Genomic DNA, 15933 nt, shown 5'->3' on the forward strand with positions numbered 1-15933 from the left:
TCCGACGCTCGATCGGCCTCTTGCCCGTGCTGCTGCTGGCGGCCTGCGGTGGCGAGTCGGATGGCGAGGCTGGCGTCACGAGGGCACCGATCCTGCCGCAGCCGGTCGAGTTCGTGGCCGACGCCGAGGGTCGCCCGCCCCCCGAGGCCCTGGCCGAGACGCAGGTCATCCATCGGGGCAATGGCGAGGAGCCCCAGACCCTGGACCCCCATCTGGCCGAAGGCGTGCCCTCGTCCACCATCCTGCGCGATCTGTTCGAGGGCCTGACCACCACCGCACCGGACGGACGCGTGATCCCGGGCACGGCCGAACACTGGGACATCAGTCGCGACGGGCGTGTCTACACATTCTACCTCGACCCGCAAGCGCGCTGGAGCAACGGCGAACCGCTGACCGCCGAGGACTTCGTCTGGTCCTGGCGGCGCGTCGTCGATCCCGCCACCGGCGCCAGCTACAGCCGGATGCTGGCCCCGGTGGAGAATGCCGAGGCCATCCTGGCCGGCGAGCTCGAGCCCGACGCCCTGGGCGTGAGCGCGCTCAGCGAGACGACCTTTCAGGTCACCCTGGCCTCACCGACACCCTACTTCCTCGGCCTGCTGACCCATCCCACGACCTTTCCCGTCCATCGACCGGCGCTGGAGGCGCACGGCAGCGCCCACGTGCGGCCCGGTCATCTGGTCTCCAACGGCGCCTATATGCTGGTCGACTGGCAGGTCCGATCGCGCATCGAACTGGCCCGCAACCCGCATTACCGCCAGGCCGATCAGGTCCTGATCGAACGCGTGTTCTACTACCCCTTCGAAGACGAGAACACCGAACTCAACCGCTTCCGGGCCGGTGACCTGCACTGGACCTACCAGGTGCCGAACAGCCAGTTCGGCTGGCTCGAGGAGAACATGGCCGAGGCGCTGATGGTGGCGCCCTGGTTCGGCAATTACTTCTTTACCTACAACCTGCAGCGTCCCCCGTTTCAGGACAATCTGGCACTGCGTCAGGCGCTGAGCCTGGCGGTGGATCGCGAGATCCTGACCGAGCGGGTGACCCGTTTCGGCGAGATTCCGACCTTCCAGCTCGTGCCTCCGGGTCTGCCGGACTACGAGCCCGTCGTTCCGGAGGTGGCCGAGTGGACTCAGGCCGAACGCGAGGCGGAAGCTCGGCGACTCTACGCCGAGGCGGGCTATTCCGAGGACGAGCCCCTGGAGGTGGAGCTGCGCTACAACAGTTCGGAAAACCACCGCCGCCTCGCCGTCGCCGTCTCGGCGATGTGGAAGCAGGTGCTGGGCGTGCGCACCCGCTTGATCAACGAGGAGTTCAGGGTCTTTCTTCAGAATCGGGCCCAGCGCCGGGTCACGGAGGTGTTTCGCGCCGGCTGGATCGGTGACTACCAGGACGCCTTCACCTTTCTCGAACTGTTCCATTCCGAGCACGGCCGCAACGATGCCGGCTATGCCAACCCCACCTACGATCGCCTGCTCGAGCAGGTCTCGGCGGAGCGAATCCCGGCGCTGCGGCGCAACCTGATGCGCGAGGCCGAACGCATGCTGCTGGCCGACCAGGTCATCCTGCCGGTCTACATCTACGTCTCCAAACGCCTCGTCGACCCGCGACTCCAGGGCTGGCAGGAAAATGTCATGGATCAGCACCTGACCCGACACATGTACCTGCTGCGAGAACGGACTGATGAAGTGGTCGAGCCTGTGGTCGAGTCAGGTTCGGAAGCGGGCTCGCCGTGATTCAGCGCCGATCGAGTGACGGAGACCGCTGCGACGGTCCATGCCCGAATCCATCGCTGTCGGCGCTACACTGAGACCATGCTCGGCTACTCCCTCAAACGCCTGGCCTCGGCCATCCCGACCCTGTTTTTCCTGATCACGGTCGCCTTCTTCCTGATCCGGATCGCGCCGGGCGGGCCCTTCGATTCGGAACGGGCGTTGCCAGCCGAGATCGAGGCCAATCTCGCCGCCAAGTACCACCTCGACGAGCCCCTGGTGGTGCAGTACGCGCGCTACCTCTGGCAGATCGCACGCTTCGACCTGGGTCCGTCCTTCCATTACCTCGACTGGACGATCAACGATCTGATCGCTCAAGGCGCACCCGTGTCCTTCACCCTCGGTCTGCTGGCGCTGATCCTGGCCCTGCTGATCGGCGTGCCCATCGGCGCCTGGGCGGCGCTGCGACAGAATCGGCCGACCGACTACGCGGTGATGTCGACGGCCATGATCGGCATCTCCGTGCCCAACTTCGTCATGGCGCCGCTGCTGATCCTGCTCTTCGCCATCACCCTGGGCTGGCTGCCGGCCGGCGGCTGGGCCTTCGAGCCTTCGCGCATGGTCCTGCCCGTGATCACCCTGGCCCTGCCGATGATCGCCTACATCGCGCGCATCACCCGAGGCTCGATGATCGAGGTTCTGCATTCCAGCTTCATCCGCACGGCGCGGGCCAAGGGCATGCCCGAGCGCGACGTGCTGATCCACCATGCGCTCAAACCCGCCCTGCTGCCGGTCATTTCCTATCTCGGTCCGGCCGCGGCTGCCATCCTGACCGGCTCGGTGGTGGTCGAGCGGATCTTCACCATCCCGGGTATCGGCTCCTACTTCGTGCAGGGTGCGCTCAATCGTGACTACACCCTGGTCATGGGGGTCGTCATCCTGTACGGCGTGTTGATCATCGCCTTCAATTTCCTGGTCGATCTGCTCTATGCCTGGCTCGACCCTCGCATCCGCTACGACGAGGGCAGCGCATGAACGAACTGACGCGGGACGCCTTCGATCAGGCCCTGGACCGGCGCGATATCCAGGGCCGTTCCCTCTACGTCGATGCCTGGCATCGTCTGCTGAAGAACAAGGCGGCCGTCGCTGGCCTGATCGTGTTGGCCCTGATGGCCTTGCTGGTGATCTTCGGTCCCATGCTCAGCGATTGGGATCACGAGATTCCGGATTGGGATCACTATTCGACCCCGCCCTCCCTGGAGACCGGGCATGTCTTCGGCACCGATGCCCTGGGGCGGGATCTGTACGTGCGCACCCTCATCGGAGGACGGATCTCCCTGCTCGTCGGCATCGTCGCCACCCTGGTCTCGCTGGTGATCGGCATCACCTACGGTGCCGTGGCCGGCTATTTCGGCGGGCGGGTGGACAACATCATGATGCGCTTCGTCGATGGCATCTATGCGATGCCGTTCATGTTCTTCGTCATCCTGCTGATGGTCATCTTCGGTCGCAACATCTTCCTGATCTTCGTCGCCATCGGCGCGATCAACTGGCTGGACATGGCGCGCATCGTTCGCGGCCAGACCCTCAGCCTCAAGACCAAGGACTTCGTCGAGGCCGCCCGCGCCTGCGGGGCCACGGAGTGGCAGATCATCCGCCGCCACATCATTCCCAACCTGCTCGGCGTGGTCATCGTCTACGTCACCCTGACCATTCCGCAGGTGATCCTGGTGGAGAGCTTCCTGAGCTTCCTGGGGCTGGGCGTGCAGGAGCCGCTGACCTCATGGGGCGCCCTGGTCAACGAGGGAGCCCAGGAGCTCGAGACTGCGCCCTGGTCGCTGCTGATTCCCGCCAGCTTCCTGGCCGTGACCCTGTTCGCGTTCAACTTCCTCGGCGACGGGCTGCGTGATGCCCTCGACCCGAAGGATCGCTCCTGATCGCCGGCGGAATTCGTACCGCAGTCCCGTGGGCACACACGATCACCGTCACCATCATCACCACCATCCGGATCCGGGAACCGAGAGCAGCGGTCGGATCGCCCAGGTCTTCTTTCTCAACGCCGGCTTTGCGCTGATCGAGCTGATCGGTGGCCTGCTGACCAACAGCACGGCCATCCTGGCGGACGCCGTCCACGATCTCGGCGACAGCCTGGCGCTGGGCATGGCCTGGCTGCTCGAGCGCTTCAGCCGGCGCCACCCCGATCGGGACTTCACCTACGGCTACCGTCGCCTGAGCCTGTTCGGGGCACTGATCAACTCTGCCCTGCTGGTGGCCGGGTCGATCTGGGTGCTGGCCCTGGCCGTTCCTCGTCTGGCAGACCCTGTCATGCCGGTCACCGAAGGCATGATCGGTCTGGCCCTGCTCGGCGTGGCGGTCAACGGTGTCGCGGCCTGGCGAATCAGTGCGGGCAAGACCCTGAACGAGCGCGCCCTGAGCTGGCATCTGATGGAAGACGTGCTGGGCTGGGTGGCCGTGCTGATCGTGGCCATCGTCCTGCAGTTTGCCGACTGGCCGATCCTCGATCCCCTGCTCTCGCTGGCCTTCACCCTGTTCATCCTGTTCAACGTCAGCCGCACCATGTGGTCGACGATCAAGCTGTTCTTCCAGGCCGTGCCCGACAGGGAAATGCTGGCCCGCATCGAGCGGGCGCTGACCGAGCTGCCCGGCATCGAGACCCTGCATGATCTGCACCTGTGGTCGCTGGATGGTCAGCGACATGTATTGACCGTGCACATCGTGCTGCGTGAGCTTGCCAGGGGAGACAGCTACGCGCGAGTCAAGGCGCGGATCGGCCAGGCCCTGGCGCCCTTCGAGCTGGCCAGTACGACGATCGAAATCGAACAGCGCGACGAGGACTGCCGTGATGCCTCGACCGCTGGCCCGACGGGCGGATCCCTGGTGTAGCATGGAAGACCGACTCCCATGACGAGCAATCACCTTGGCGCTGCTTGAAGTCCGCGATCTGACCGTCAGCTTCGACACGCCCGATGGCGTGGTGCACGCGGTCAACGGGATCAGCTTCGATCTCGATCCGGGCGAGACCCTGGGCCTGGTCGGCGAGTCCGGCTCGGGCAAGACCCAGACGGCGCTCGCCCTGATCGGCCTGCTGGCCGAGAACGGGAAGGTCAGCGGTTCGGTGAGGTTCCGCGGGCAGGAGCTCCTGGGCATGTCGACCTCGGAACTCAGCCGGGTGCGGGGTTCGAAGATCTCGATGATCTTCCAGGACCCGATTTCCTCGCTCAACCCCTACATGACGATCGGCGATCAGCTGGTCGAGGTGCTGACCCATCACCGCAATCTGCGCCGGCGCGAGGCGCGGGCCCGAGCGGAGGAAATGCTTCATCAGGTGCATCTCAACGACCCGGGCCAGCGCATGCGCCAGTACCCGCACGAACTCTCCGGGGGCATGTGTCAGCGCGTGATGATCGCCATGGGCCTGCTCTGCCAACCCGATCTGCTGATCGCCGACGAGCCGACCACCGCGCTCGACGTCACGGTCCAGTCGCAGATCAACACCCTGATGGGCGAGCTGTCCGAGCAGAGTTCGACGGCGATCCTGCTGATCACCCATGACCTCGGCGTGGTCGCCGGCCTCTGCCATCGCGTGCTGGTGATGTACGCCGGGCAGGAGATGGAAATGGCCGGCGTGGATGATCTCTTCGCCGACCCGCGCCATCCCTACACGGAGGGCCTGCTCAATTCCGTCCCGCGCCTGGACAGGGCGCGCTCGGGCATCCTGAACGCCATCCCCGGGAACCCGCCCAACCTGCTCGACGTGCCGGCGGGCTGCCCCTTCTCCAGCCGCTGTCGTTACGCCTTTGATCGCTGCCGCGAGCGGCCCGGGTTCGAGGCTCTGGGCGAGGGTCGCTTCAAGCGTTGCCATCTGGATGCGCTGCCCGCAGCGAGGGAGGAGGTCGGATGAACGCTCGGGCACCGGTGCTCGAAGTGCGCGATCTGTCGGTCCACTTCCGCGTGGACACGGGCCGCCTGTTCCGGCACGACTACCACACGGTGAAAGCGGTCGACGGGGTCAGTTTCGACGTCAATGCCGCCGAAACCCTGGGCATCGTCGGCGAATCGGGCTGCGGCAAGTCCACCCTGGCTCGCGCCATTCTCGGCCTGGTCAAGCCCCAGGGCGGCCGTGTGGCCTGGCTGGGCAAGGACCTGCTCGGCCTCGATGAGGAGGCGATGCGCGCCAAGCGGCGAGAGATCCAGCTGATCTTCCAGGACCCCTCGGGTTCTCTCGACCCGCGCATGACCGTCGGTGACATCGTGGCCGAGCCCCTGCGGACATTCTATCCGTCGATGTCGCGCCTGCAGGTTCGCGAGCGCGTCCAGGGCATGCTCAAGCTGGTGGGCCTGCTGCCCGATCAGATCAATCGCTATCCGCACGAATTTTCCGGCGGCCAGTGCCAGCGCATCGGCATCGCGCGCGCCCTGGTGGTCAACCCGCGCCTGGTGGTCTGTGACGAGCCGGTCTCGGCCCTGGACGTGTCGATCCAGGCCCAGATCGTCAATCTTCTGAAGAGCCTGCAGAAGAAGCTGCAGCTGTCGCTGATCTTCATCGCCCATGATCTGTCGGTCGTGCGCCACGTGTCGGATCGGGTGCTGGTGATGTACCTGGGTCGGGTGATGGAGGTGGCCGACAGGGATCGGATCTACCTCGAGCCGCGCCACCCCTACACTCGGGCCCTGATTGAATCGGTGCCGATTCCCGACCCGGTCAAGGAGCGCGAGCGCGCTCGCCGTTCCCTCAAGGGCGACATGCCCTCACCGCTCGATCCGCCGTCGGGTTGTGTCTTCCGGACCCGCTGCCCGGTGGCGATTCCAGCCTGCGCGGAGAAAGTGCCCGGCCTGGAAACCCTGGACAGCGGTCGCCAGGTGGCCTGTATCCGTCACCGCGAGCTGCGCGAGGAGCTGGCGCCGCCCGAGGCTTCTCAGGAGACGTCCGGCTCGGGCGCCGGATAGCGCAGCTCGAAGCCCCGATCCCGGGGCAGGATCCAGCCACGGCTTTCCATCGAGTCCAGCCAGGCGCGGATCAGGCGCTCGGCATCCGCAGCCGGCACCCGGGCGCTCAGACCGACCACCGGCCCGAGCGCCGCGATCAGGGCGCTCGATTCTCCGCTGCCCTGCAGTTCCGGTTGGCCGATATCCGTCGCCCACTGCCCCGTCAGGCTGGCGCCGGAGCCGATGTCCAGGCGCTCCAGCTCGATCTCCAGACCGGCCGCCGACAACTGCTGCCAGGCCCCGGCGACGGTGAGCAGGGCGAACTGTCGGCCCGGACCGTCGGCCGGTGCGCGCCTGAGTTGCTGCAGCCCCTCGATCAACTGGGCCAGCGCCTCGCGTTCCACGGGTTCGGCCCGGAGCTCGAGGGCCAGACCCGCGGGTGCCGAGGCCTCGAGGGCCAGCGACAGGGCCAGATGCGCTTCATCGATCGGCGACCAGCGAAGCTCGAGAGTGGTTCGGTCTGCGTTCAGGTGGTTGCCGAGACGATCGCTCAGGCTGGCGTCCGCCAGGATGAGGGACAGCTGGCTCGGGGCATCGAGGGCCTGTTCGAGGTCGAGCTGGACCGGGCCTGCGACCAGCGCGGGTTCCGTCGACAGCTGCAGTTCGTCGCCGCGAATCTCGATACGGCTACCACCGCTCAGGCCGAGCTCGCCCTCGACGAAGTAGGCCTCATCGGACAAGGGGCTGAGCAACTGGCCGGAGAGATCGATCCAGTCAAGACCCAGGGGCGGGAAATGGCGGGCGCGCAGCTCCAGTTCCAGCGCGTCGGCGATCGCCAGGTCCGAGCTGAACCAGCCCGGCTCGAAGCTTGCCTGCTCATGGACGCCCAGTTCCTCGAGCCAGTCCGGCACCCAGCTCTGCAGATAGCCGCCGACCAGGCGGGGCAGCAACAGCAGCCACATGAGGGTCGCGATCAGGATCAATATAATGAGCGTCTTTTTCATGCGAAATCGGGAATCCAATGAAGCCTGAGACGGGCGCGCTGCCGCCGGAATTCGCGGTCCTGGAACCGGCGCTGGCTCAGGGCATCGAGGCCATGGGCCTGAGGCTGACCGAGTCGCAGCGCCATGCTCTGCTGGCCTATCTGGCCCTGCTGGCGCGCTGGGGTCGGGCCTACAATCTGACCGCCGTGCTCGAACCGCGCGAGATGGTAGCACGGCACCTGCTCGACAGCCTCAGCCTGCTGCCCTGGCTCAGGGGCGAGCGGGTCGTCGATTCCGGCACCGGTGCCGGCCTGCCGGGCGTGCCGCTGGCCATCGCCTGCCCCGAACGCCAGTTCGTCCTGATCGACGGTAACGGCAAGAAGATCCGCTTCCTGCGACAGGTCCGTCGTGAACTGGGTTTGAGCAATATCGAGCCGATCCAGGCGCGCCTCGAGAACCCACCCGACATTCCCCCGCCGGATTGCATCACGGCGCGCGCCCTGGCCCCCTTGGCCCAGCTGGTCGAATGGCACCGGGACTGGCTCGATCAGGGCGCGACTCTGCTGGCGATGAAGTCCCGCGACGTGGAAAACGAGCTTTCCGGCCTGACTGGCGCTTACAATGTCGACATCATCGATCTGAATGTGCCCGGCGAGCACGCACGACGCTGCCTGGCCATCGTCACCCGAATAGTGACCCGACCATGAGTGAACGCAACACCCGAATCATTGCCGTCGCCAATCAGAAGGGCGGGGTCGGCAAGACCACGACCTCCCTGAACCTCGCTGCCGGCCTGGCCGAACTGAAGAAGCGCGTCCTGCTGATCGACATGGATCCCCAGGGCAATGCCAGCACCGGCTCCGGCCTGGAGCTGGGCGAGGACCAGGCCACCATCTGCGAAGTCCTGCTGGGCGAAGCCGAGGCGGCGGACACGGTCGTTCGCGTCGAGGAAATGGGCTACGACCTGCTGCCGGCCAACGGCGACCTGACGGCGGCCGAAGTCGGCCTGATGGAGGCCGAAGACCGCGCCACCGTGCTCAAGCAGGCCCTGCTACCCCTCGCCGGCCGCTACCACTACATCATCATCGACTGCCCGCCGGCGCTGAACGTGCTGACGCTCAATGCCCTGACCGCCGCCGATGCGGTGCTGATCCCGATGCAGTGCGAGTACTACGCTCTGGAGGGCCTCACCGCCCTGCTCAACACCATCGAGCAGATCCAGAACTCGGTCAATCCGGCGCTGGAGATCGAAGGCCTGGTGCGCACCATGTACGACATCCGCAACAACCTGTCCGGCGCGGTCTCCAAACAGCTGCACGAGCACTTCGGCGACAAGCTCTACGGCACGGTCGTGCCGCGTAACGTGCGGGTGGCCGAGGCGCCCAGCTTCGGTCAGTCCGTGATCCACTACGATCGCGAGTCGCGCGGGGCGGTGGCCTACATGGGCCTGGCCGGTGAGTTCCTGCGCCGCAGCGGGGAGCGGGTCTGATGGCCAAGAAGAAGGCCCTGGGCCGCAACCTCAACGCCCTGCTCGGCAAGACCCGGGCCGTCGCCGAAAAGACCGACCCCGAAGGCGAGGCCTCGGCGCTCAAGGAGCTGCCCCTGGACGTGATCCAGCCGGGCCGCTACCAGCCACGCTCCGCGATGGACCCGAAGAAGCTCGAAGAGCTGTCCGAGTCGATCCGCGCCCAGGGCCTGGTCCAGCCGGTGGTGGTTCGCCCCCTGGCCAAGGCCGGCACCTATGAACTGATCGCCGGCGAACGCCGCTGGCGCGCCACGCGCATGGCCGGCAAGGAAACGATCCCGGCCATCGTCCGGGAAATCGAAGACGAAGCCACCCTGGCTCTGGCCCTGATCGAGAACATCCAGCGCGAGAACCTGAACCCGCTGGAAGAAGCCATCGCCCTGAAACGCCTGATCGAGGAGTTCGAGCTGACCCATGGCCAGGCGGCCGAGTCGGTCGGGCGCTCCCGCGCCGCCGTCTCCAACCTGCTCCGTCTGCTGGAGCTCGCGCCGGAAGTCCGCGAGATGGTCGACCAGCGCCTCCTCGACATGGGCCACGCCCGCGCCCTGCTCTCCCTGGACCGCATCGACCAGGTCCGCGCCGCCCGCCAGGTCATCAACCTGGAGCTGTCGGTGCGCCAGACCGAGGCCCTGGTCAAGCGCATGAAGGAAGGCAAGCCGGCGAAGAAGCCCGAGGCCCGCAAGAGCGCCGATCTGGAACGTCTCGAACAGGACCTGACCGAAACCCTCTGCGCCCCGGTCAGCATCAAGCACTCGTCCTCGGGCAAGGGCCAGGTCACGATCAAGTACACCAGCCTGGACGAACTCGACGGCCTGCTCGAGCGCTTTCGGCGCTGATTCGGTATCGGGCGTAACCACGAAGGCACGAAGGGCACGAAGAAAGATCAAGAGCGTTTTTCTGGCCGTGCCGCGCTTGACCCCTGGGCGGCTTCGAGCATCGGGTGAGGCCGGGGGCTTCGAGCGGGCCGGAGCGATCGGCTGTGTCGATGGCTGAGAGCGCACCGGCGCTGGGTGCTCGCGAATGAGCTGGCCAATCGCCCGGACTTCGGCGGCTTTCTGAAGGCCAGGTGCTCGCTGATTCATGCGACCGAATTTGCGGCTGCTGCCGCGCCCCGACCCGCTCGATGCCCCCGACCCCACCCGCTGCAATAGCCTGAAAGCTTCCATTTGCTCCCCCTTCCGTCTCCGTGCATCCATCAGCGTGGTGTGGTGTTGCCGGCGGGCGCGGTGTGGGTCGCGGCTCGTTGCGAAAAGCTAACCGCCTGTTACGGCCAAAATCCGCACAAAAAGGAGGCAGGGAGAGACCGGGAATCGATGCGGCCATGCGGCGGCAGCCAAGCGCCCGCGAACGTTTCGTTTCCGCCAATGCCGATCTGACCCATGCCGCGCCCGCCGGCGGCACCACACCTCGCAGGCGCCCTAGTCGTCTCCGGCAAGTTGCCTCTGCCTTTCTTCGTGTCCTTCGTGCCTTCGTGGTTCAAAGCGAAGCCTGGGTGGCCCCTTTCGGCAGGGTCAGTCGTGCAACGCAGCCTGGACCGTCGTCCCGGTTCTCCAGGCTGAGGCTGCCGCCGTGGCCTTCGGCGATCTGGCGGCAGAGCACCAGGCCGATCCCCGTGCCGCCGGGCTTGGTGGTGAAGAAGGGCACGAACAGGTTGTCGGGGTTGGCGATGCCGGGGCCCGAGTCGAGGACCTCGATACGAAGCGCCCGTCGATCCTGAGTCATTCGGACCTCGATCTCGCCGTCGGTCTGTTCGGCGGCGTCCTGGGCGTTCTTCAGCAGATTGATCAACAGCTGCTCGATCTGATCTGCGTCGATGTCGGCGTTCAGGGTCGTTCCTTCGATGCGAACGGGCCGGCGAGCGTCGAGGGCGGCCGCGCGCTCGATCAGGGGTTTGACCGCCACCGCTCGCTTCTTCGGTTCCGGCAGTCGGGCCAGCAGGGCGTAGGCGGCCATGAAGCGGCCCAGGGATTCGGCGCGGTTGCCGATCACGTTCAGGGCGCTGGAGGCATCCTCGCGCCAGTCCTCGGGCAGGGGCTCGCGCTCGATCAGGTCGGCCAGAGAGCGGCTCATTGACTGGATCGGAGCCAGGGAGTTGTTGAGCTCGTGGCTGATCACGCGGATCAGGCGCTGCCAGGCGCGGCGCTCCTGTTCGCGCAGCGCCCAGCTCAGGTCCGTGATGACGAGGAGCTCATGCGCCATGCCGTCCTCGCGGAAGGCCGCGCGGCGAATCTCCCACTGGCCGCGACCGACCGGGAAATGGTGGTGTACTGTCTGGCGGACGGGGCCGTCGAGAAAGTCATCGAGCCCCAGCAAGGCGGCGGGCTGACCGGCCAGGGCCGTGGCCGAGCGATCCAGCAGGCGCTCGCCGGCCGGGTTGATCAGCTGCAGCCGTCGGTCGCTGGAGAAGGCGAACACGGAGATGTCGATCACATCGATGACCTTGGCCAGCAGGGCCGAGGCTTCGCGGGCGCCGAGGCGTTCCAGGCGCAGGCTCTCGGCCAGCTGATTGATCTCGCGCACGACCTCGCCTAGGGAATCGCTGAAGCGCGCTCGACGACCGCGCAGGGAGTAGTCGCCTTCGCGCAGGGCTTCCATCAGATTGCTCAGGGTCTGCAGGTGGTAGACCACGTAGCGGCGCGCCGCGATGGCGAAGCCCAGCCAGCTGCCCAGGGTCAGGGTCAGCAATAGGCCGGCCACTGCACCGTCCACCGTCGACTGATGCAGCCAGATCAGTACCAGGGCCACGGCCGGGGCGCCGCTGGCCAGGGCCAGCAGCAACAGGCGGGTCTCGAAGGCCAGGCGCCGGTCTCGCGGTGGCGGGCTCATGCCTGCGGCCTTGAAGCCGCTGCTCGATCAGTCGGCCAGATCATGCTTCTCGATGCGCCGGTACAGGGCGCTGCGGCTGATCCCCAGGGCTTCGGCGGCCTGATTGACGTTGCCGTCCGAGCGCTCCAGGGCCTGGCGGATCAGCAGGCGCTCGGCGTCGTCCAGGGTCATGCCACTCAGGGAGGCGTTGCCGCCGCTGCGTTGGCTGGTAGGCGACAGTCGAAGGTCGGCCGCGCCGATGCGCTCGCCGCGCGCAAGCAGCACGGCGCGTTCGATCACGTGCTGCAGCTCGCGCACGTTGCCGGGCCAGTCGTAGCGCTGCAGGGCTTCGGCGGCGTCGCGGTCGAGTTCGACCGGTCCTGCACGGTATCGCTTTGCCAAACGACTCAGGGCCTGGCGGGCCAGGGGCAGGATGTCCTCGCGCCGGTCGCGCAGGGCCGGCAGTGGGATCTCGACGGTGTTGATGCGGAAGAACAGGTCCTTGCGGAATTCCCCAGTTTCGCAGAGCGCGGACAGATCGGCATTCGTGGCGCTGATCAGACGGACATCGGCGGTGCGCGTCTTGGACGAACCCACCGGCTCGTACTCACCGGTTTCGAGGACGCGTAGCAGCTTGGCCTGCTGGCTGACGGGCACGTTGCCGATCTCGTCGAGGAACAGGGTGCCCCGATCGGCCAGTTCGAATCGGCCCGTGCGGTCGGCGCTGGCGTCGGTGAAGGCGCCGCGCACGTGGCCGAACATCTCGGACTCGTACACGGCTTCGGGCACGCTGCCCATGTTTACGCTGATCATCGGGTGATCGGAACGCTCGGAATGGCGGTGCAGGAGCCGGGCGACCATGCCCTTGCCCGTGCCCGCTTCGCCAGTGATGAGGACGGCGACGTCAGCGGGCGCGACCCTTCGCACCAGGTCCACGACTTCGCGCATGGCCGGGGACTCGGCGATGAAATCGGGGTCTTCGCTTTTCAGCAGGTCGTTCTCGGCGGCCAGATGGCGGGAGCGCTTCAGGGCGTGGCTCAGTTCGATCTGGTTGCGCACGATGCTCAGCAGGCGGCGATTGTCCCAGGGCTTCTCGACGAAATCCCGGGCGCCGCGACGCATCGCTTCCACGGCCACGTCCACAGAGGCCCAGGCCGTCATCACGATCACCGGCAGCTCGGGGTCGAGGGCGTGGATGCGCTGGACCAGGTCCAGGCCCTCGTCACCCGAGGTGGTGTCGCGGGTGTAGTTGAGGTCGGCGAGCACGGCCTGGAAGTCGCCCTGTTCGAGGGCTTCCAGCGCGGCGGCCGGGGACTGCACGGGATCGACCCGAAAACCCTCTGGCTTGAACAGCAGGCGCAGGGCTTCGAGCACGTCGCGCTGATCGTCGACGATCAGCAGGCGAGCGGGGTCTTGGCGGTGGGTCTCCGTCATGATCTCGGCCGGGCCAGCTTCGTGGTGAATGCGCAAGCCTCATTATGCACCGCGCCCTGGCGGGGCAGTCTGCGGGTCGTGATCATTCCTGTCGCAGGGCCTCGATCGGGTCGACGCGCGAAGCGCGCCATGCCGGCAGCAGGCAGGCGATCAGGGCCACCGCCCCGAGGAATACCACCACCAGGCCCATCACCGCCGGGTCGAAGCGCGAGACGCCGTGCAGCTGCGCGGCAATCAGGCCGGACAGGAGCAGGGCCAGCGTGATCCCGATTGCCAGTCCGATGGCGACCAGTCGTCCGCCCTGGCGCAGGACCAGGCGGAGGACATCGCCGATCTGCGCCCCCAGAGCCATGCGCACGCCCAGCTCGCCGGTCCGCTGGCTGACCGAGTAGGCCAGCACGCCATAGATGCCGACGGCGGACAGCACCAGGGCCACGCCGGCGAAGACCACGAGCAGGAGCATCGGCGCGCGCCGCGTCTGCAGGGACACGTCGATCAGCTCTTCCATGGCCTGGATGCGGGTCAGCGGCAGGTTCGGGTCGATCTCGTGGATCGCCGCGCGCAGCGGATCGACCAGGGCCGAGGGCGCCAGGCTGCTGCGCAGGACCAGGGAAGGCGAACTGACAGCGCGGGTGCCGAACGGAAGGTAGTAGGTTTCCTTGCTCGGCTGCTCGTCGAGGCCGCCGTGGCGGACCGGTGCGACCACGCCGATGATGGTGAACCAGCGCTGGCCCTGCTCGGTGCTCAGGCCGATGCGCTGGCCGATCGCCGTACCGTCAGGGAAATAGCGCTGGGCCAGCAGCTCGTCGACCACCGCCAGCGGGACCTCGGGGTCGTCGCTTTCCTCGAAGACCCGGCCTTCCAGTACGCTGATCTGCATGGCTCGGAAGAAGCCGCCGTCGACCAGGCGGATACTGCCGTGGGGCTGGCTTTCGCCCGGCGGCGGCTCGTAGCCCTCGATCGAGTAGCTGGCCTGGGAGCTGTTACCGGAAAAGGGCAGCGCGCTGGTCACGCCGACGTGCTCGACGCCGGGCAGCGCTCCGATCCGCTCGATCAGAGCGCGCCGGAGATTGCGCGCCGTGGCTGGATCGCCATAGGGGTCGTCGGGCAGCGACAGGCGCGCGGTCAGCAGGCCTTCCTGGGTGAAGCCGGGCGACTCGCTCTGCACCGCCAGGAAGCTCCGGATCAGGAGCCCGGCGCCGATCAGCAGGGTGGCGGCCACGGCGACCTGGGCGATAACCAGGGCACTACGAACGCGCTGCGAACTGCGACTGCCGCCGGCGCCGCGTCCACCCTCCTTGAGTACCTCGGAGGTCGATGCGCGAGCGGCGGCGAGTGCCGGGGCCACGCCGAACAGCAGGCCGGTCAGCAAGGCCACAGCGAGGGCGAACAACAGCACCGTCGTGTCCAGGTCGATCTCGAACAGGGCGTTGCTCGAGCCCAGACCCGCCCAGAGCAGCAGCTCCAGGCCGAAATGGGCCACGGCCAGGCCGCCGATGGCGCCGCAGAGCGCCAGCAGAAGGCTCTCGACCAGCAGCTGGCGAACGATGCGCTTGCGGCCGGCACCCAGCGCGCTGCGCACGGCCAGCTCGCGCTGGCGCGAGTTGACCCGCGCCAGCATCAGGTTGGCGACGTTGGCGCAGGCGATCAGCAGCACCAGGGCGACGGCGATCTGCAGCAGCATCAAGGGTCCGCGAAGCTCGCCGATCAGTTCGCTGCGGTAATCGACGACCCGCCCACCAAAGCCCGAGTTGGTCCAGAACTCCGCCACCTCGGCGGGTGCGGCTTCCCTGTTGATCTCGTGGATCCGATCGACCTGGCTCTGGGCCTGCTCGACGCTGGCGCCCGGTCGCAGGCGGGCGATCATGTTGGAATACTCCGTGCCTCGCTCCTGATCACTCATCTGCTCGGGCGTGAAGGCGAAGGGAATCCAGAGGCGCACGTCCTGATTGGGGAAGACGAAGCCGGCCGGCATCACGCCGATGACTTCGTAGCTCTGTCCGTTCAGCTGCAGGCGGCGACCGAGCACGTCCTCGCGGCCGCCGAACAGCTGCTGCCAGAGCCCGTGCGAGAGCACGGCCACGCGATCATTGCCCGGCTCGGCGTGCTCCGGTCCGGGGGTGCGCCCCATCGCCGGCGGCACCGAGAGCACCTCGAAGAGGCTGGGCGTGGCCCGCAGTGCAAGCAGGCGTTCGGGCCGGCCCTGGCCGGTCAGGTTCATGCCGTTCCAGGTGTACATGGCCGTGGCCTCGAAGGCCTCGGCGCGATCGCGGCGATCGAGGTAATCGGGGATCGAGACGCCGGCATTGGGCAGGCCCATCAATGGATAGGTGTTGTAGACCGCCACCAGACGCTCGCCCTGCGGGTACGGCAGTGGCTTGAGCATCAGGCCGTTGATCATGCTGAAGATCGCGGCGTTGGCGCCGATGCCCAGGGCCAGGGTGAGGACGACGGCGGCCAGAAAGCCGGGACGTCGCAGCAGCTGGCGCAGGGCGTAGCGAAGATCGTTGAAGGCGGTCATGGGGTCTCC

13 protein-coding genes are annotated in these 15933 nt (G+C 67.1%); 9 read left to right on the top strand and 4 right to left on the bottom strand.

All coding sequences use genetic code 11. The features are described 5' to 3' along the window. Positions 1–26 precede the first annotated feature (26 nt). From WM2015_RS00610 to WM2015_RS00635, 6 genes are all read left to right on the top strand, one after another. The gene (locus WM2015_RS00610) at positions 27–1733 is read left to right on the top strand and encodes a peptide ABC transporter substrate-binding protein (RefSeq protein WP_245609824.1); all 1707 of its coding nucleotides are present in this window, start codon (positions 27–29) and stop codon (positions 1731–1733) included. Between the two features lie 78 nt (positions 1734–1811). After that, positions 1812–2744 (top strand): oligopeptide ABC transporter permease OppB, encoded by a 933-nt coding sequence (gene oppB / locus WM2015_RS00615; RefSeq protein ID WP_049724227.1) that lies wholly within the window; start codon positions 1812–1814, stop codon positions 2742–2744. Next, positions 2741–3646, top strand: a complete 906-nt coding sequence (locus WM2015_RS00620) for an ABC transporter permease subunit (RefSeq protein ID WP_049724228.1) — start codon at positions 2741–2743, stop codon at positions 3644–3646. Before oppB ends, WM2015_RS00620 begins: the two co-directional genes overlap by 4 nt. A gap of 28 nt (positions 3647–3674) precedes the next feature. Further along, positions 3675–4613: a cation diffusion facilitator family transporter gene (locus tag WM2015_RS00625; RefSeq protein ID WP_049724229.1), complete on the top strand. Its 939-nt coding sequence runs from the start codon at positions 3675–3677 to the stop codon at positions 4611–4613. Positions 4614–4647: 34 nt separating this feature from the next. Next, on the top strand, positions 4648–5631 hold the full coding sequence (locus tag WM2015_RS00630) for an ABC transporter ATP-binding protein (protein WP_049724230.1): 984 nt from the start codon (positions 4648–4650) through the stop codon (positions 5629–5631). Further along, positions 5628–6677 (top strand): ABC transporter ATP-binding protein, encoded by a 1050-nt coding sequence (locus WM2015_RS00635; RefSeq protein WP_082169324.1) that lies wholly within the window; start codon positions 5628–5630, stop codon positions 6675–6677. The genes WM2015_RS00630 and WM2015_RS00635 overlap by 4 nt, the downstream gene beginning before the upstream one ends. On the opposite strand, the gene WM2015_RS00640 is transcribed toward WM2015_RS00635, so the two are convergent. Then, on the bottom strand, positions 6647–7660 hold the full coding sequence (locus WM2015_RS00640) for a hypothetical protein (protein ID WP_156200723.1): 1014 nt from the start codon (positions 7658–7660) through the stop codon (positions 6647–6649). The two genes, WM2015_RS00635 and WM2015_RS00640, sit on opposite strands and share 31 nt — an antisense overlap. A 17-nt stretch (positions 7661–7677) precedes the next feature. On the opposite strand from WM2015_RS00640, the gene rsmG reads away from it, so the two are divergent. The 3 genes from rsmG to WM2015_RS00655 are packed head-to-tail and all read left to right on the top strand — an operon-like array spanning position 7678 to position 10000. Further along, a complete protein-coding gene (gene rsmG / locus WM2015_RS00645; RefSeq protein ID WP_082169325.1) occupies positions 7678–8346 on the top strand; it encodes a 16S rRNA (guanine(527)-N(7))-methyltransferase RsmG in 669 nt (222 codons plus the stop codon). After that, positions 8343–9128 (top strand): ParA family protein, encoded by a 786-nt coding sequence (locus WM2015_RS00650; RefSeq protein ID WP_049724232.1) that lies wholly within the window; start codon positions 8343–8345, stop codon positions 9126–9128. Before rsmG ends, WM2015_RS00650 begins: the two co-directional genes overlap by 4 nt. After that, positions 9128–10000 (top strand): ParB/RepB/Spo0J family partition protein, encoded by an 873-nt coding sequence (locus WM2015_RS00655; RefSeq protein WP_049724233.1) that lies wholly within the window; start codon positions 9128–9130, stop codon positions 9998–10000. Before WM2015_RS00650 ends, WM2015_RS00655 begins: the two co-directional genes overlap by 1 nt. A 640-nt stretch (positions 10001–10640) precedes the next feature. Here the strand turns inward: WM2015_RS00655 and WM2015_RS00660 are convergent. The 3 genes from WM2015_RS00660 to WM2015_RS00670 form a co-directional block, all read right to left on the bottom strand. Next, on the bottom strand, positions 10641–11990 hold the full coding sequence (locus WM2015_RS00660) for a sensor histidine kinase (RefSeq protein WP_049724234.1): 1350 nt from the start codon (positions 11988–11990) through the stop codon (positions 10641–10643). 27 nt (positions 11991–12017) lie between these two features. Further along, positions 12018–13403: a sigma-54-dependent transcriptional regulator gene (locus tag WM2015_RS00665; protein WP_049726913.1), complete on the bottom strand. Its 1386-nt coding sequence runs from the start codon at positions 13401–13403 to the stop codon at positions 12018–12020. Positions 13404–13485: 82 nt separating this feature from the next. Beyond that, positions 13486–15924 (bottom strand): ABC transporter permease, encoded by a 2439-nt coding sequence (locus WM2015_RS00670; RefSeq protein WP_049724235.1) that lies wholly within the window; start codon positions 15922–15924, stop codon positions 13486–13488. Positions 15925–15933 lie beyond the last annotated feature (9 nt).

Origin of the sequence: Wenzhouxiangella marina, assembly GCF_001187785.1 — a bacterium.
Taxonomy (GTDB): domain Bacteria; phylum Pseudomonadota; class Gammaproteobacteria; order Xanthomonadales; family Wenzhouxiangellaceae; genus Wenzhouxiangella; species Wenzhouxiangella marina.